The organism is Streptosporangium album (genome assembly GCF_014203795.1).
Taxonomy (GTDB): Bacteria; Actinomycetota; Actinomycetes; order Streptosporangiales; family Streptosporangiaceae; genus Streptosporangium; species Streptosporangium album.
On record NZ_JACHJU010000001.1, the window covers coordinates 3,850,340 to 3,864,789 of the forward strand.

Genomic DNA, 14,450 nt, shown 5'->3' on the forward strand with positions numbered 1-14,450 from the left:
GCGTCATGCAGTTCGGCATCCTCGGACCCCTGGACGTACGGTCCCCCACCGGTGAGGCGGTCTCCGTGGGCGGACCGCGGCCGCGTGCCCTGCTGGTGATGCTGCTGCTGAACGCGGGCCGGGTGGTCGGCGTGGAACAGCTGATCGACGGCCAGTACGGCGACGACCCTCCCGCCGGCGCCGCCAACGCGCTGCAGGCCCAGGTGTCCCGGCTCCGCCGTAACCTGCCCGCCGAGACGGTCGAGTTCCACGGGTCCGGATACCGGCTCGCGATCGACCCCGACGACGTCGACGCCCACCGGTTCGAGCGGCTCGCCCGTGAGGGACGTCGGCAGCTGGCGGCGGGCCTTCCCAGGGCCGCCGTCGGCCCGCTGCGGGAGGCGCTCGGCCTGTGGCGGGGGCCGGCCCTGGCCGACCTGCCTTTCGGGCAGGCACAGGCGGCACGGCTGGAGGAGCTCCGGCTGGCGGCGGAGGAGGATCTCGCCGAGGCGGAGCTCGCCCTTCCCGAGGGCGCCTCCATCGCCGACCTGCAGCGGCTGGCGGACGCGCACCCCCTGCGGGAGAGGCTCAGAGGGCAGCTGATGCGCGCCCTGCACGCGGCGGGACGGCAGGCCGAGGCACTGGCGGTGTTCGAGGAGACCCGGAGCCTGCTCGCCGAGGAGCTCGGCGCCGACCCTTCGCCCGAGCTCGCCGAGGTCCACCTGGCCGTCCTGCGCGCCGAGAAGCCCCGGCCGGTGCCGCGGCGGCTCGCGGCGCAGCTCAGCAGCTTCGTGGGGCGCGAACAGGAGCTCGCACGGATCGACGCGCTGCGCGACTCCCGGCTGATCACGATCATCGGGCCGGGCGGCACCGGCAAGACCCGGCTGGCGATCGAGGCGGCCGGGCGCGGGCGGCGTGAGGTGTGCTTCGCCGATCTCTCCCCGCTCCGCGGCGGCGCCTCCCTGCCCGGCGGCACCACCCCGTTCAACGGCGGCGACCAGGTGCCCCAGGCGGTGCTCGACGCATTCGGGTTGCGCGAGGCCGGGTTCCAGCCGCTGCGCCCGTCGGACCCCACCGAGCGCCTGGTGTCGGCGCTCGCCGGGCAGGAGCTGCTGCTCATCCTCGACAACTGCGAGCACGTCGTCACCGCCGTCGCCACGCTGGCCCGCAGCCTGCTGGGCGAGTGCCCGGGGCTGAGCGTCCTGGCCACCAGCCGCGAGCCCCTCGGCATCACCGGCGAGACACTGGTGCCACTGGCGCCGCTGGCCACCCCGCCGCAGGGCTCCCTGCCGTCCGCCGTGCTGTCCTACCCCGCCGTGCGGCTCTTCGCCGACCGGGCGGCCGCCGTACAGCAGGCGTTCGAGGTACGGCAGGACAACGCGGAGACGGTCGCCCGGATCTGCGCGACGCTGGACGGACTGCCCCTGGCCATCGAGCTGGCGGCGGCGCGGCTGCGGTCGTTCACCGTCGAGGAGATCGCCGCGCGCCTGGCCGAGCACGGCCGGTTCCGGCTACTGTCGCGCGGCGACCGTACGGCGGCGGCCCGGCACCGGACCCTGCGCGCGGTGGTGGAATGGAGCTGGGACCTTCTCACCCCGGACGAGCAGGCGCTGGCCAGGCGGTTCACCGTGTTCGCGGGGAGTGCGTCCCTGGAGGCGGTCGAAGAGGTCTGCGGCATGGAGGACGCCGCCGAGCTGCTGGCCGACCTGGTGGACAAGTCGCTGATCGAGACGGACGGCGACCGCTACCGGATGCTCGACACGATCCTGCTGTTCTGCGCGGAGAAGCTGGCCGAGGCCGGAGAGCAGGAGCGTCTGCGAGGCGCCCACGCCCGCTTCTTCCTGGACCTGGCGCAGCGCGCGGATCCCCACCTGCGCCGGGCCGAGCAGCTCCGGTGGCTGGACCTGCTCTCCGCCGAGCACGGCAACCTGATGGCCGCGCTGCGCCGGGCCGTACGCGACGACCGGGAGACGGCGCTGCGGCTGATCGCCGCGCTGGCGGCGTACTGGTGGCTGAGCGGACGGCGCAGCCAGGCCGGTGAGGCGGCCGCCGAACTCCTCGACGCGATCGGCCGGCCTCCCGAGGGGCTGGAGGAGGAGTACGTCATGTGCGTGACGCACGCCGTACCCCGGGCAGGGCCCGAGCACTGGGAACAGGCCGGGGCGATCATGGGGGCGCTGGACCGTCCGGCACGGCACCCCTTCACCCTGCCCATGTGGGGCATGATCGCGGGGCCGTCGGGTCCGATCGGACCCGAGGCCGGACGGCTGCTCGGCTCCGATCCGTGGAACCAGACGCTGGGACGGCTCAGCCTGGCCCTGCTGACGATGCTCGACGGTGAGCATGCCCGGGCCGAGCGGGGGTTCGAGGAGGTGCTGCTCGGCTTCCGTTCCCTGGGCGAGCGCTGGGGAACGGCTCAGGGGCTTGACGGGCTGGCGCTGGTCGCGAGCCTGCGCGGGGAGTGGGGGCGGGCCCGTGAGCTGTGGGGGGAGGCGCTCGCGCTGCTGGAGGAGCTCGGCGCCCTGGAGGAGAGCACGGATGTGCTGGCGCACCGGGCGGCGGCCCTGGTGCGCCAGGGGGATCTCGCCGCCGCTGCCGCCGACTACCGGCACGCCGAGGAACTCGTCCGTAAGGCGGGCTGGCCGGATGTGTCCGCAGAGATCCACCTGGGCATGGGCGAGATCGCGCGGTCCGACGACGATCTCGCCGAGGCCCGGCGCCGGTTCGACGCGGCGCTGCGGGCCTCGGAGACCGGGCCCTTCGTCGACGGGGTGCGGGCGCGGGCGCTCACCGCGCTGGGACGGCTGGCCGAGGCCGAGGGCGACCCGGCCGAGGCCCGGCTCCGCCATCGCCAGGCGCTGGCCGCGGCGCGGAGGTCGCCGCTGACGACGGACTTCGCCATCGCCGCCGAGGGACAGGCCGGAGCCGCCCTGCTGGAAGGAGCGGAAACGTCGCGGGAGGGCGCCGGAGAACGGGCGGCGCTGCTGCTCGGCGTGGCCGTGGCGTTGCGTGGGATGGCCGTGGCCGGTGACCGCGACGTCGCCCGGATCGCCGAGGACGCCCGTGCCCTGGCAGGTGTGGAGGCTTTCGCGTCGGCATTCGCCCAGGGGGCCGCGATGCGCCGTGACGAGGCGCTGAACGTACTGAACCTGCTTGACGGCGAAGGCGGCGAGCCGGGGGAGGACCGGGAGACGGGAAGGCGCTGACAGTGCTCGACGACGGGGACGCGTGACTGTCAGCTGACGGTCGGTGAGCTGTCAGCGCCCCTCGCGAAGCTTCCGGACATGAAGAACACCACGGTCCTCATCTCCGGCGCGAGCATCGCCGGACCCGCACTCGCCTACTGGCTGAACCACTACGGCTGCACCGTCACCGTCGTCGAGAAGGCACCCGCGCTCCGTCCCGGCGGCCAGGCCGTCGACTTCAAGGGCGCGACCCATCTCACCGTGCTGGAGCGGATGGGAATCCTGGCGGAGGTACGGCGGCGCCAGACCGGCGGGACCGACCAGGTCATCGTCGACGCGGACGGCAGGCGGCTGACGGTCATGCCGGGCGAGTTCAGCGGCGGCGACATCGAGATCCTCCGCGGCGACCTCGCCGCCCTGCTGTACGAGAGGACCGCGGAGAGCTGCGAGTACGTCTTCGGTGACTCCATCACCTCGCTGACCGAGACGACGGGTGGCGTGCACGTCACCTTCGAGCGCGGCGCGCCGCGCACCTTCGACCTCGTCGTGGGCGCGGACGGCATCCACTCCAACGTCCGGCGGCTGGCCTTCGGCCCCGAGTCGGAGTATGTGAAATTCCTCGGCCATTACTACGCGCTGGCCGACCTCGACGCCGGTTTCAGCGGCGCGATGTACAACGAGCCGGGCAGGATGGTGTCGGTCGGCGGCCCCAAGGCGCCCGCGTTTTTCGTCTTCGCCTCCGAGCAGCTCGACTACGACCGCTACGACACCGGCCAGCAGAAGCGGATCCTCATCGACGCCTACCGGAACGGGGGCTGGAAGATCCCCGGGCTCATGGCCAAGGTGCTGGACGCGCGCGAGCTCTACCTCGACTCGATCAGCCAGGTCCACATCGACCGGTACGCCAAGGGCCGGGTGGTGCTGCTCGGCGACGCCGCCTACGGCAACACCCTGGGCGGCTTCGGCACCGGGCTGGCCGTCGTGGGCGCGTACGTGCTGGCCGGGGAACTGGCGGCGGCCGGAGGCGACCACCGGACGGCGTTCCAGAAGTACGACGAGGTGTTCCGCGGCTACGCCAAGGTGGCCAGGCAGGGCAGCGCCGGTCCCTTCCTCGCCCCGGCGACCCCGGCGAAGATCAGGATGCGGAACTGGATGTTCAAGCGCAGGTTCCTGCTGAAGGCGATGCTGAAGACGACGGACTGGTTCGCCACGGACATCGAGCTCAAGGACTACGCGAAGCTCGCCCGCACCTCCGTCCCGAGGTGACTCCCGAGAGGGACACGGCCGGGAGCCGCTCTCCCCGGTGCGGGGACCCCACGGCTCCGGCAACCCTCGGGCAGCCGGGGAGTTCGTGCGTCGTGGTCATGCCTTGTTCAGCCGTCGGATGCGGTCCGGCCGAGCTGGCGGCGCAGGGAGTCCAGGTCACCGAGGACCCACGCCTCAGTCAGTCGCCCGGTGGCGGCGGTGAAGAACCTGGTTCCGCTGTAGCCGTTGGGTCGGCCGGTGCCGGTGATTCCGAGCAGCGTGCCGTGGTGATGGCCGGTCAGTTCCTGCCGGTAGGCCGGTAGGCAGGACCCCGCCAGGCGTAGTTGACGTCCTTCTCCTGCCCGACGACCTGGCCCGCCTCGTCGTAGGCGGTCACGGTGACCGAGGGGGTGTCGAGGATTTTCCTGGGTTCGCCCAATGCGTCTACGCCGCCTTGAGGATCCGAGACCGATTCCCCGAGCACCCGCCCGACGAAGAAGCCGTTGGCCACCTGCGCATCGGTGAGCCGCCCGTCCGCCCAGTCGATCTCTACTCGCCGCACGCCGGGTGCGACGCGTCCGGCCACGACCCGGTAGCTGCCACCGCTCTGGTCGTCGTCCCGCATGCCGTGTGAGTCCGTCTGATCCTCGTAGGCATCCACGGTGAGGCTTCCGGACAGTCCGGCCGCCAGATCACCGGGGGACTTGTAGCCCCAATAGGTGAACACCGCGCGCTCGGCGAACGCCTCGTATTTCTGCGGCGTGCAGAACACGAACCCGGCGGTGCTGCCGACAAGCGCCGTCGACCCCACCGCGTCCCGGTACTCCACCAGCACGCGGAAGTCCTCGGCCTTGCCGTGTCCGGGAATCCGCTGCTTGCCGTTCATGTCGTGCACCGGGCCTCCCATGGGCATGCACTCACGTACCGCCCGCAGCTGCTCGGGGGTGTTCTGCGGCAGTTCGAAGACCTGCGCGGCGATGTTCTGGCCTCCGGAGAAGGGGATCACGACGAGTACGCCGACCACGGAGGCCGCGGCGACCGCGAGTCCGGCGAGCGACCACGACAGGCGGCGGCGCCTCGATGATCCGGTGGCCGCCCGGGAGGCGTAGGCGAGCGCGTTGACCGGCTGGGCCTCGCCCGCGATCAGCCGCAGTTCCTCGGCGATCTTCTGTCCGTTGACGGTCATGTCAGGCCTCCAGGGTGACGGGTTCGCCGACCAGCTCGCGGAGCCGGACGATCGCCTGATGGGTCTGGCTGCGGACGGTTCCCACCGAACAGCCCATGATCTTCGCGACCTCCGATTCGCTGAGGTCTTCGTAGTAGCGCAGCACGAGCACCGCGCGTTTGCGCACCGGCAGGGCGCGCAACGCCTGCCGAAGGGTGAGACGGTTCTCGACTTCGCCGGTGCGGTCGAGAACCGGCTGCTCGGGAGGTGTCCGGACCACTCGTTCGCGGCCCCAGCGGGGACTTCGCCAGCGGCCGACCTGCTCGTGGTACATCACCCGCCGCACGTAGGCCTCGGGATTGCCGCGGATTTTCCGCCAGTGACCGGCGGTCTTCATCAGCGCTGTCTGTAGCAGGTCCTCGGCGGCGTGCTGGTCGTTGGTCAGGACGTAGGCGAGCCTGATCAGGCTGTCCGATCGGCTGGCCACGAATTCGGCGAAGTCGCGTTGTTGGTCGGGATGCAAGGCTCTCCTCGGGTCTCATCCGTCTAGATGCGACCGAGGCCGTGCATCTATGGTGTCCTGCCGGCGATTCAGTCTGCTGACTTTCCGGAGGTCGGCGTCGGTCCGAGATCGCTGCGCACCGCTTGGCGGGCTACTCCGGTCCGGTCGGAGAGGCGTCGGAGTGAATCACCTCCCATGCTGGGACGGTGGGGTGCGGCGCCGCAGGACTCCGGCCGGCGGGGGATCAGTGCTGGGCGCCCCAGTCCCAGAGCGACTGGAGGACGGGGCCGAGGCGCTGTCCGTGTGAGGTGAGCGTGTAGTGCACCCGGGGCGGCCAGCCGGGCTGGCGGCGGCGATCGAGCACACCGGCCTGGGTGAGGTGCGCCAGCCGGTCGGACAGGACCTTGTCCGACAGCGCGGGCAGTGGCAGCTTGCCGAACGTCCCGAGGACGTGCCCGCGACGTTCGCCGAACGGTTCAACAGCGGCGATGCGGAGGCGGTGGCAGAGGTATACGAGAGCGGGGCGGTGTTCGTCCCCGAGCCGGGCACATCGCTGACGGGGCAGGACCTTCACGCCGCCAACGGCCGGTTCATGGGCCTCGGGCTGCCGATCACCGTCCGTCCCCGGCACGTCTACACCGCGGGCGACATCGCCCTGCTGATCGTCGACTGGGTCATCGACGGCGTCGACCGCGACGGGCGGCCCGTGCACATCGAGGGCACCGCCACCGACGTCGCCCGGCGCGGGCAGGACGGACGCTGGCGGTATGCCGTCGACAGCCCTTGCGGCGTCCACGCAGATACGCCGACCGGATAAGACGACGGGCAGGGTGGCCCCGTAGCGTGGGGGCGTTCACCAGGATCGCCGTACGGCACCGCGGATTCACCGGCATGGCGGCGGCGCTCCCCGAAACGTCTGGAGTCGTCGCGTGAGCCGTACCGGCAAGGTCCTCTACGTGATCGTGTGCGCGGCCGGGACCGCCGCCGGGGTCGGCCGCCTCGTCGCGATGGCCCAAGAGAGAGGCTGGACCGTCCAGGTCGTCGTCACCCCGTCCGCACTGGGCTTCGTCGACATCGACGGGCTGGAGAAGCAGACCGGCCGCCCTGTCCGGAGCCGGTATCGCAGGCCGGACGAGCCGAAGCCGCCCCGGGCCGACGCGATCATCGTGGCCCCCGCCACCTACAACACGGTCAACAAGTTCGCCCTGGGCATCTCCGACACCTACGCCCTGGGTCTCCTGGCCGAGGCCCCCGGCCTGGGGATCCCCGTGGTGGTGTTGCCGTCCGTGAACGGCGGCCTCGCCACCCGGGTCCCGTTCCGCCGCAGCGTCGAACAGCTACGGGCCGAAGGCGTGCGTGTCCTTCTCGGACATGAGGCGTCCGAGTCAGGTCCTCCCGGCTCTGACGACTATCCCTGGAAGCTCGCCATCGCGGAGATGGACCGGCTCACCGACCCGTCCTGACCCCGGTGCTCTCGACCATGCCGGCAATCTAGTGGGCGCCCCTGCGGAACCTCGCCGCGATGGCGGCGACCGCTCCGGTGCCCAGCGACGTCCCGGCCAGCACCAGCAGCGCGCCCACCGCCCACAGGCCGCTGTCGTCCGAGGTGGCGGCGTCGACCGACCAGCACGCCGTCATCGTGAGCGAGACGGCGGCGGCGCCGATCACCGGGTGGCCCCGTCGTCCCGCGACGGCGGCCAGGACTCCCAGGCCCAGTGCCACGCCGGCCACCTGCCAGGGCTGGTAGGGGCCGGTGGCGCTGCCGTCGGGGAGCACGTCCTTCTTCTGGTCCCACCCCAGCCAGGCCATGTAGTTGGCGACGGTCACCACCGCCAGCAGTCCGGCCGTCCCGGCGGCGGACGCAAGATCCGGGCGCCGCGTGGGAACGGACTTCCTGTCCTCAGGCACCGCAACCTCCCCTACCTGTGATCACAATGAGTCCACTGTTCAGGGGCGATCCGGCTCCCGTCAACATCTCCGTCCGCGGTGACACTCGTCCATATTTTTCGCCGCATCACCGATGAGTTTCCGCGAGGGGTGAGGTTTCACCTGACAGAACGTCGATGACCTGACCGATCACACCAAGGAGACTGCATCGTGGACTGGACGCTCGAACTCATCGTGGTCCCCGTCGCGGACGTCGACCGCGCCAAGGCCTTCTACAGCGAACGGCTCGGTTTCGTCGTGGACGTCGACCACAGCGCCGGCGAGGACTTCCGGGTGGTGCAACTGACGCCGCAGGGCTCGGCGTGCTCGATCAGCATCATGAAGAACAAGGAGACGGCGGGCAATGTCCAGGGCCTGCACCTGGTCGTCTCCGACATCGACGCCGCGCGTGCCGAGATCGTCGGACGCGGGGTGGAGGCCGGCGAGATCTTCCACTTCGAGGAGGGCGGTCAGGTGCCGGGGCCCGATCCCGAGCGCCGCGACTACGGTTCGTTCCTGGCCTTCAACGACCCCGACGGCAACGGCTGGCTGATTCAGGAGGTCAAGCGGACCAAGATCCGGGATTGATCGCGACGCGCGGGCCGGTGTCCGACGGGGTCGAGCGGTGTCAGCGGGCACGGGGACAGGCGGCCGGACCGGCGGAGGGGATCACGCTGAGCGGAGGGCCTCCCGGGTGGACTCGGCCAGCTCCAGCACCCAGCGGAAGGACGCCTCCGCCTGGGCCACGTCCCGGTGCATGATCCACGGTGCGCAGGTAGCCGCGGCGTACGCGTCGCGGGCTACCTGCGGCACCCGCCGCCATGCCGCCTCGGCGTCGGCGAAGTCGCCGCGCCGCATCACCATCACGCCGAAGCGGAACCACGCCCGGGGCTCCAGCGCGCCGTGTCCGACCTCGGTGAGCCTGCCTGAGTACGGCGATGGCGTGATCGCCGCTCGCGCCTCGCCTTCCGGATGCATTGATCAAGATCAGGGTGCGTTTCTACCAAACGGTATGTCCGGATAGGTGCTATTTGCCGGAATTTTCTCCTGATTATTTGTGCTGATCTACCGGCCATTCGGCTCTCATGGGACCTCGAAGACCGGCGCGCCCGGGAAGATCGCCCGGGCGTGCGCCGGCGTCAGGCTGAACGGCCGGGTCCGGGCAGGATGCGTTCGACCACGTCGGTGACCAGATCGTGGATCTGGTCCTCGGGGAAGATGTCGGGCAGCGTGAGCCGCTCCAGGATCAGCCAGTTCAGTGCCAGGTAGAGCAGGACCACGGTGGTCGCGTCGCCGGGCAGGCCGGACTGCGTGTGGTAGCTGATGTTGGCGTCGACGTCGGCGCGGATGCGCTCGGTGAGCAGGCGGCGCAGCTCCGGGCGGCGGGTGGCCTCCAGGCGCAGTTCCAGCAGTGCCAGGTATCCGGAGCGGAAGTGGCTGACCCGGTCCACCAGGTCGTGCATGAGCTCGGTGACCCTGTCGCGGTCGCGCGGACCCTCCAGCGCGGCGGCCATCATGCCCGGCTCGGGCTCCAGCCGCTCGTAGAAGCGGTGGCCGACCTGGGTGAGCAGGTCATCACGGTTGTTGAAGTAGTTGGAGGCCGTGCCGTTGGGCACCTGCGCCTCGATGTCGACGGCGCGGAAGGTCAGTCCGCGCGCCCCTTCGCGGGCCAGGACCTCGATGGCCGCGTCGAGGAGTGCCGCCCGTCGTGCGGGGTTCTGCCGCATCGCAATCTCTCCTGGGGTCGATGTTGACATCACTCTAAATGTAGTACTACGGTTTAACCACTCCAAACAGAGTACTACGTCTAAAGTACTAGTTGACAGGAAACACAGATGCGAGTCCAGCTCAACGCCCCGATCGTTCTCACCGGGCCCGCCATCGCCGGTCCGGCCGCGCGCTCCTTCCCTCAGCCCAAGCCGGGCCGCCGGCGGCAGGACCCCAAGCCGTCCTCGGTGCCGCGGCCCAGGCCCCTGCCCAAGCCCGGTGGTAACCGATGACCCGGCGCCGTCCGGTTCCAGGACGCCGCCGCTTCACCCTGCCCCGCTCAGTAGCCACCTGAAAACCGCGATAGGACCACAGATGCGAAAGCTCGTTTACTACATCGGAATGACCATCGACGGCTTCATCGCCGCCCCCGACGGGAGCGTCGACTTCTTCCCGCTGACGCAGGACGTCATCGACTTCATCGTCGCGGACTATCCCGACGCCCTGCCGACGCACGCGCGTGAGCAACTCGGCGTGCACGTCCCGAACCGGAACTTCGACGTCGGCGTGCAGGGGCGCGTCACCTACGAGCCCGCCCTGGAGATCGGGGTCACCAGCCCGTACGCCCACCTGCGCCAGTACGTGGTCTCCGAAAGCATGAAAGAGACCCTGGACCCGGCAGTCGAGATCATCTCCGCCGACGTGGCCGGCAGGATCCGGGAGTTGAAGACCGGAGACGGCAAGGACATCTACCTGATGGGCGGCGCCCGACTGGCGGGCACCCTGCTCCCGGAGATCGACGCGCTCGTCATCAAGCTCTACCCGGTGGTCGGCGGCGCCGGAATCCCCCTGTTCACCGCTGACTTCGCCCCCACGTACTTCACGCTCACGGGCACCCGCGCGCTCGAGAGCGGCACGGTCATCCTCACCTACGACAAGAAGTGACCGCCGTGGCGGCCTACGGCCCCGGTGCGCGTCCGTACCGGGGCCGTTCAGCCGGCGTCGGCGAGACGCACGGCGGGTGCTGACCGGCTGGGCCTCACACAGCGCCTTCCGACTAGACGAGTAAGTCCGATGTGATCAGTGGTCGTAGGCGATCAGCGAGCGGGTGACCGGGGCTCCGGTCTTGTTGTTGTGCCAGATCGCCGCGGCCATCGCGAGGATGCGCTGGGCGACGCGTACGGCGACGCCCTCGAAGGTCCGTCCGCCGTGTTGTTCCAGGTCGAGTTGCCCTTTGAGGGTGTCGTCGACCGACTCGATGAGCCGGCGGACCTTCTTGAGTATCGGTTCGCCGTAGCGGGCCTTCTCGCGTTTGCGTGAGGGACGCAGCAGTTCGATGCCCTGTTCGGCGAGGTCGGTTTCGAACGGCTTGGAGGCGAAACCCTTGTCGGAGATGAGCACGATGCCCTCGCGTGCGGCGACCAGGCCTGCGTCGACCTCCAGCATCGCGGCCAGCACCTCGCGCTCGCCGATCTTCGGGTTGGCCAGCGCCCACATGATGGGCATCCCCGCCGGCGTACAGACCAGGTACAACCGCAGGCCCCGGAAGAACTGCGAGTGCGAGGCGCAGTAGCCGTACCCGGCCCAGCCGGCCAGGTTCGAACGCTGCACGGTCGGACGTGACATCCCGCACGGCACCGGCGTGGAATCGGTGATCCAGTGGTTGTCGAACCAGAAGTCGCTGTCGGTGGCCAGTTCCCGGATTATCCGCTTGACCAGTGGCAACGCCGCGCGCAGGCGTTTGTTGTAGCCCGACTGCTGGGGCAGGTACGGGAACATGCCGGACAGGTGCGTGCGGGCGAAGCGCAGCCGGCGGGCCTCGGAGTGGTGGCCGAGCAGGGCCTGGGCCACCGCGAGGCAGATGAGTTCGGAGTCGCTGAGCAGCGGCGGTCTGCCCATCCACCGGGTTCCTCCGATCTCGTCGTCGATCTTCACATATAGTGCGGTCAGGAGGGTGTTCAGGTCTTGCGTCACAACATGATCTTGGACGCCCTCTCTTCATGCCCGCTCACCGGCCCCCCAGACATCGGACTTACTCGTCTAGTAGGGCTTGGTTAGGTGGGGACGGGCTGGGCATGTCTGGGTAACGCGCGGCGGCAGGTGGGGCAGATACCGGACCAGCAGGCCAGAAGCAGCTGCAACTCGGCGATGACCCGGTAGGTGCTCAAGCCGCAGCCGGCGCTTTTGGGTTGAGTCGTTCAAGGGTGCAGAACGCGTGTGCGACCGAGACCAGGGTGACGTGATGATGCCAGCCGCTCCACGTGCGGCCCTCGAAGTGGTCCAGGCCCAGGCCGGTCTTCAGCTCGCGGTAGTCGTGCTCGACCCGCCAGCGGATCTTCGCCATTCTCACCAGGTGCCGTAGCGGGATGTCGCCGGGCAGGGTGGACAGCCAATATTTGACCGGCTCCGGCTCGCCCGGTGGCCATTCGGCCAAAAGCCAGCACTCCGGCAGCTCTTCACCGGCATGGGCACGGCGGATCATCCGGCCCGCGGGCCGCACCCGCAGCGCGGCGAACCGGGAGCGCAGCGGTCCCTTGGACCCGGGCCGCCAGGTCACCGCGTGCAGCGCGCGCCGCCCGCCCTCCAGCACCAACTGCCGGGCGCTGATGCGCCGCTGCCGGTAGCGGGGCACCGGCCGCCGCCCGGTCCCCGCATACGGCGCGACGCTGCGGCAGGCCTCGGCCTCCAGCAGCGCGGTATCGGAACGCACCCCCACCACGTAGGGAATATCGCGCTCGGTCAGGCCCAGGCGAAAGGCCCCGTCTTGACCGTAGCCCTCATCGGCGACCACCAGCGGCGGATCCAGCCCCCAACTCTCCAGCTCGTCGATCATGTCCAGAGCCAGCTGCCACTTGGGCACGTGAGCGATGTCCGCAGGGATCCGGCAGCGCTGCCGGCGTGCGGCCACCGCGGCGACATCCTCTGTGCGCGGTGCGGCCGGATCCCACTGCTCGGGCACGAACAGCCGCCAGTTCACCGGACACGACGCGGCGTCGGTGACCAGATGCACGCTCGGCGCGACCTGGCAGTTCGCGGTCTTGCCCAGCGCCCCGCAATACTGCGCGGCCACGCCCGGCGACTCATCGCCGTCCTTGACAAAGGACACATCATCGACCACCCATGCCACCGGGTTGATCGCCGCATCCATCCGCCAGGCCAGCTCGGCCAAAACCAGCTGATGCGACCAGGGGGCATCGGTTGAGGAGCCCCCAGTCTTCCGGACACGGTGCCCAGTAGGGTGCTGACTGATCTGGAAGGAACGGGTACGTGGCAGGAAAGAACTACGCCCAGGAGTTTAAGGACGAAGTCGTCAAAGCTGTCTTGGACGATCAGGTGACGATCGGGCAGGCCGCGAAGGATTTCGGGGTTTCACGGGAGACCGTACGGAACTGGGTGAGCAAGGAAAAGCGTCGCCGGTCGGGGAACACCGAGCAGGCGCGGGATGCCGCGGAGCGAGCGCGGGTCCGTGAGATGGAACGTCGGATCGCCGAGCTCGAACAAGAGAACGCCTTCCTAAAAAAATGTGCCGCCTTCTTCGCGAAAGAGCAGCGGTAAGCGAGCGGTACACGCTCGTCCGTGCGGAGGAGGCCGACTTTCCCGTGGCCATGATGTGCCGTCTTCTCCATGTGTCGACCTCGGGATACTACGAATGGAAGGATCGCCCGCCGTCGGTCACCGAACAACGCCGACGCGAGCTCGCGGAAAGAATTCAGGAAATCTTCGACGAATCGGGCCGTACCTACGGCTACCGGCGGGTGCACGCTGAGCTGCTGCGCTCGGGCCAGGTGGTCGACGACGAGCTGGTGCGCCGGCTCATGCGGCAGATGGGGCTGGTTCCGGTGCAGGTCAAGCGGCGTCGTGGGCTCACCGTGGCCGACGCGCAGGCCGATCCGATCGCTGACCTGGTCGGGCGGGACTTCACCGCGTCGGCGCCCGGCGCCAAGATGGTCGGCGACATCACACAGATCGACACCGGCGAGGGGCCGCTGTTCTTGGCCACGGTCGTCGATTGTTTCTCCAAGTCGGTTATCGGGTGGTCGATCGATATGCGCTATCCGGCGAGTTTGGTGTGCGCGGCGATCGAGATGGCCGCGCAGCGCATTCCTCTTCCGGTGGATGCGATATTCCATTCTGATAGGGGAAGCCAGTACACCTCGGCTGAGTTCGGGCAGGTACTCGAAAGGCGCGGGATTCGGAGGTCGGTGGGGAGAACCGGGATATGTTTCGACAACGCGATGGCTGAATCGTTCTTTGGAAAGCTGAAGACCGAGCTGGTGCACCATCGGTCGTTCGCCACCCGCGCGGAAGCGCGTCGTGCCGTCATTCGGTACATCGAGGGCTTCTACAACTCCAGGAGGCTGCACTCCGCGTTGGGATACAGACCTCCCGTCGAAGTGCTCGATGAATGGCTGACGAATAGCACGGCGGCGTGATATGATTCATTTACTCCGGTGTCCGGAAAATGCGGGGCTCGTCAGGTGCAGAACTGCTGCAGCCCTTGGCGATCCACGCCCAGCCGGGCCGCCATCGGCTCCATCGATTTACGCGCTCCATCGGTCAGCAGGCCGCGCACATACCGCTCGCCCCACCGCCGCTGATCAGCACGGGCGAAACCGGAGAACATCTCAGCGGCAAACGTCTCCAGCCGCGCCCGCACGGCCTCGAGTTCTTGAGGGGTCATCTTCCCTCACCCCCAAAGCAGGTGACATACCGTCTCCTACCCGAGGTAACCAAGCCCTAC

18 protein-coding genes and 1 pseudogene are annotated in these 14,450 nt (G+C 69.4%); 9 read left to right on the forward strand and 10 right to left on the reverse strand.

Annotated elements, in window-relative coordinates:
• Window positions 1-5: 5 nt before the first annotated feature.
• On the forward strand, window positions 6-3,185 hold the full coding sequence (locus FHR32_RS18590) for an AfsR/SARP family transcriptional regulator (RefSeq protein WP_184755453.1): 3,180 nt from the start codon (window positions 6-8) through the stop codon (window positions 3,183-3,185).
• Window positions 3,186-3,263: 78 nt separating this feature from the next.
• Window positions 3,264-4,430 carry an FAD-dependent monooxygenase gene (locus FHR32_RS18595; RefSeq protein WP_184755454.1) on the forward strand — a complete coding sequence of 389 codons (1,167 nt, stop codon included), beginning with the start codon at window positions 3,264-3,266 and terminating at the stop codon, window positions 4,428-4,430.
• Window positions 4,431-4,537: 107 nt separating this feature from the next.
• On the opposite strand, the gene FHR32_RS47305 is transcribed toward FHR32_RS18595, so the two are convergent.
• The 4 genes from FHR32_RS47305 to FHR32_RS18610 form a co-directional block, all read right to left on the reverse strand.
• Entirely contained in the window at window positions 4,538-4,747 is a 210-nt protein-coding gene (locus FHR32_RS47305; RefSeq protein ID WP_376773373.1) for an ester cyclase, read from the reverse strand.
• Window positions 4,708-5,595: a hypothetical protein gene (locus FHR32_RS44555; RefSeq protein WP_246466200.1), complete on the reverse strand. Its 888-nt coding sequence runs from the start codon at window positions 5,593-5,595 to the stop codon at window positions 4,708-4,710. Before FHR32_RS44555 ends, FHR32_RS47305 begins: the two co-directional genes overlap by 40 nt.
• 1 nt (window position 5,596) lies before the next feature.
• The gene (locus tag FHR32_RS18605) at window positions 5,597-6,097 is read right to left on the reverse strand and encodes a SigE family RNA polymerase sigma factor (RefSeq protein WP_184755455.1); all 501 of its coding nucleotides are present in this window, start codon (window positions 6,095-6,097) and stop codon (window positions 5,597-5,599) included.
• 223 nt (window positions 6,098-6,320) lie between these two features.
• Entirely contained in the window at window positions 6,321-6,440 is a 120-nt protein-coding gene (locus FHR32_RS18610) for a winged helix-turn-helix transcriptional regulator (protein WP_312882454.1), read from the reverse strand.
• Between FHR32_RS18610 and FHR32_RS18615 the strand changes: the two genes are divergently transcribed.
• Together FHR32_RS18615 and FHR32_RS18620 are read left to right on the forward strand one after the other, a co-directional pair.
• Window positions 6,396-6,893, forward strand: coding sequence for a YybH family protein (locus FHR32_RS18615; RefSeq protein ID WP_312882455.1), 498 nt, complete (start codon window positions 6,396-6,398; stop codon window positions 6,891-6,893). The two genes, FHR32_RS18610 and FHR32_RS18615, sit on opposite strands and share 45 nt — an antisense overlap.
• 112 nt (window positions 6,894-7,005) lie before the next feature.
• Window positions 7,006-7,539, forward strand: a complete 534-nt coding sequence (locus FHR32_RS18620; RefSeq protein ID WP_184755457.1) for a flavoprotein — start codon at window positions 7,006-7,008, stop codon at window positions 7,537-7,539.
• 28 nt (window positions 7,540-7,567) lie between these two features.
• Here the strand turns inward: FHR32_RS18620 and FHR32_RS18625 are convergent, their stop codons facing one another.
• On the reverse strand, window positions 7,568-7,984 hold the full coding sequence (locus FHR32_RS18625) for a hypothetical protein (protein ID WP_184755458.1): 417 nt from the start codon (window positions 7,982-7,984) through the stop codon (window positions 7,568-7,570).
• Between the two features lie 189 nt (window positions 7,985-8,173).
• Here FHR32_RS18625 and FHR32_RS18630 point away from each other — a divergent pair, with 189 nt between their 5' ends.
• Window positions 8,174-8,590, forward strand: a complete 417-nt coding sequence (locus tag FHR32_RS18630) for a glyoxalase superfamily protein (RefSeq protein WP_184755459.1) — start codon at window positions 8,174-8,176, stop codon at window positions 8,588-8,590.
• A gap of 81 nt (window positions 8,591-8,671) precedes the next feature.
• Here the strand turns inward: FHR32_RS18630 and FHR32_RS18635 are convergent, their stop codons facing one another.
• Both FHR32_RS18635 and FHR32_RS18640 read right to left on the reverse strand, forming a co-directional pair.
• Window positions 8,672-8,980: a hypothetical protein gene (locus FHR32_RS18635; protein ID WP_184755460.1), complete on the reverse strand. Its 309-nt coding sequence runs from the start codon at window positions 8,978-8,980 to the stop codon at window positions 8,672-8,674.
• Between the two features lie 161 nt (window positions 8,981-9,141).
• Complete coding sequence (locus FHR32_RS18640; protein ID WP_184755461.1) at window positions 9,142-9,729, reverse strand: TetR/AcrR family transcriptional regulator; 588 nt, start codon at window positions 9,727-9,729, stop codon at window positions 9,142-9,144.
• Between the two features lie 108 nt (window positions 9,730-9,837).
• Between FHR32_RS18640 and FHR32_RS18645 the strand changes: the two genes are divergently transcribed.
• Window positions 9,838-10,002: a hypothetical protein gene (locus FHR32_RS18645; RefSeq protein ID WP_184756686.1), complete on the forward strand. Its 165-nt coding sequence runs from the start codon at window positions 9,838-9,840 to the stop codon at window positions 10,000-10,002.
• 82 nt (window positions 10,003-10,084) lie between these two features.
• Window positions 10,085-10,654 carry a dihydrofolate reductase family protein gene (locus FHR32_RS18650; RefSeq protein WP_184755462.1) on the forward strand — a complete coding sequence of 190 codons (570 nt, stop codon included), beginning with the start codon at window positions 10,085-10,087 and terminating at the stop codon, window positions 10,652-10,654.
• 135 nt (window positions 10,655-10,789) lie between these two features.
• On the opposite strand, the gene FHR32_RS18655 is transcribed toward FHR32_RS18650, so the two are convergent.
• Window positions 10,790-11,683, reverse strand: a complete 894-nt coding sequence (locus FHR32_RS18655; RefSeq protein ID WP_184755463.1) for an IS982 family transposase — start codon at window positions 11,681-11,683, stop codon at window positions 10,790-10,792.
• A gap of 190 nt (window positions 11,684-11,873) precedes the next feature.
• Window positions 11,874-12,983, reverse strand: a complete 1,110-nt coding sequence (locus FHR32_RS18660) for an IS701 family transposase (RefSeq protein ID WP_281391010.1) — start codon at window positions 12,981-12,983, stop codon at window positions 11,874-11,876.
• Between FHR32_RS18660 and FHR32_RS18665 the strand changes: the two genes are divergently transcribed.
• The gene (locus FHR32_RS18665) at window positions 12,977-13,264 is read left to right on the forward strand and encodes a transposase (protein ID WP_184755296.1); all 288 of its coding nucleotides are present in this window, start codon (window positions 12,977-12,979) and stop codon (window positions 13,262-13,264) included. The two genes, FHR32_RS18660 and FHR32_RS18665, sit on opposite strands and share 7 nt — an antisense overlap.
• Complete coding sequence (locus tag FHR32_RS18670) at window positions 13,231-14,142, forward strand: IS3 family transposase (RefSeq protein ID WP_184755295.1); 912 nt, start codon at window positions 13,231-13,233, stop codon at window positions 14,140-14,142. The genes FHR32_RS18665 and FHR32_RS18670 overlap by 34 nt, the downstream gene beginning before the upstream one ends.
• 44 nt (window positions 14,143-14,186) lie before the next feature.
• On the opposite strand, the pseudogene FHR32_RS18675 reads toward FHR32_RS18670, so the two are convergent.
• Window positions 14,187-14,390: pseudogene (locus FHR32_RS18675) on the reverse strand (transposase); the annotation flags it as partial.
• Between the last annotated feature and the right edge of the window lie 60 nt (window positions 14,391-14,450).

Coding starts and splice junctions, on each gene's coding strand:
- FHR32_RS18640 (WP_184755461.1), bottom strand. CDS start 9,729: ATGCGGCAGAACCCCGCACGACGGGCGGCACTCCTCGACGCGGCCATC.
- FHR32_RS18645 (WP_184756686.1), top strand. CDS start 9,838: ATGCGAGTCCAGCTCAACGCCCCGATCGTTCTCACCGGGCCCGCCATC.
- FHR32_RS18650 (WP_184755462.1), top strand. CDS start 10,085: ATGCGAAAGCTCGTTTACTACATCGGAATGACCATCGACGGCTTCATC.
- FHR32_RS18595 (WP_184755454.1), top strand. CDS start 3,264: ATGAAGAACACCACGGTCCTCATCTCCGGCGCGAGCATCGCCGGACCC.
- FHR32_RS18670 (WP_184755295.1), top strand. CDS start 13,231: ATGTGCCGCCTTCTTCGCGAAAGAGCAGCGGTAAGCGAGCGGTACACG.
- FHR32_RS18635 (WP_184755460.1), bottom strand. CDS start 8,980: ATGCATCCGGAAGGCGAGGCGCGAGCGGCGATCACGCCATCGCCGTAC.
- FHR32_RS18590 (WP_184755453.1), top strand. CDS start 6: ATGCAGTTCGGCATCCTCGGACCCCTGGACGTACGGTCCCCCACCGGT.
- FHR32_RS44555 (WP_246466200.1), bottom strand. CDS start 5,595: ATGACCGTCAACGGACAGAAGATCGCCGAGGAACTGCGGCTGATCGCG.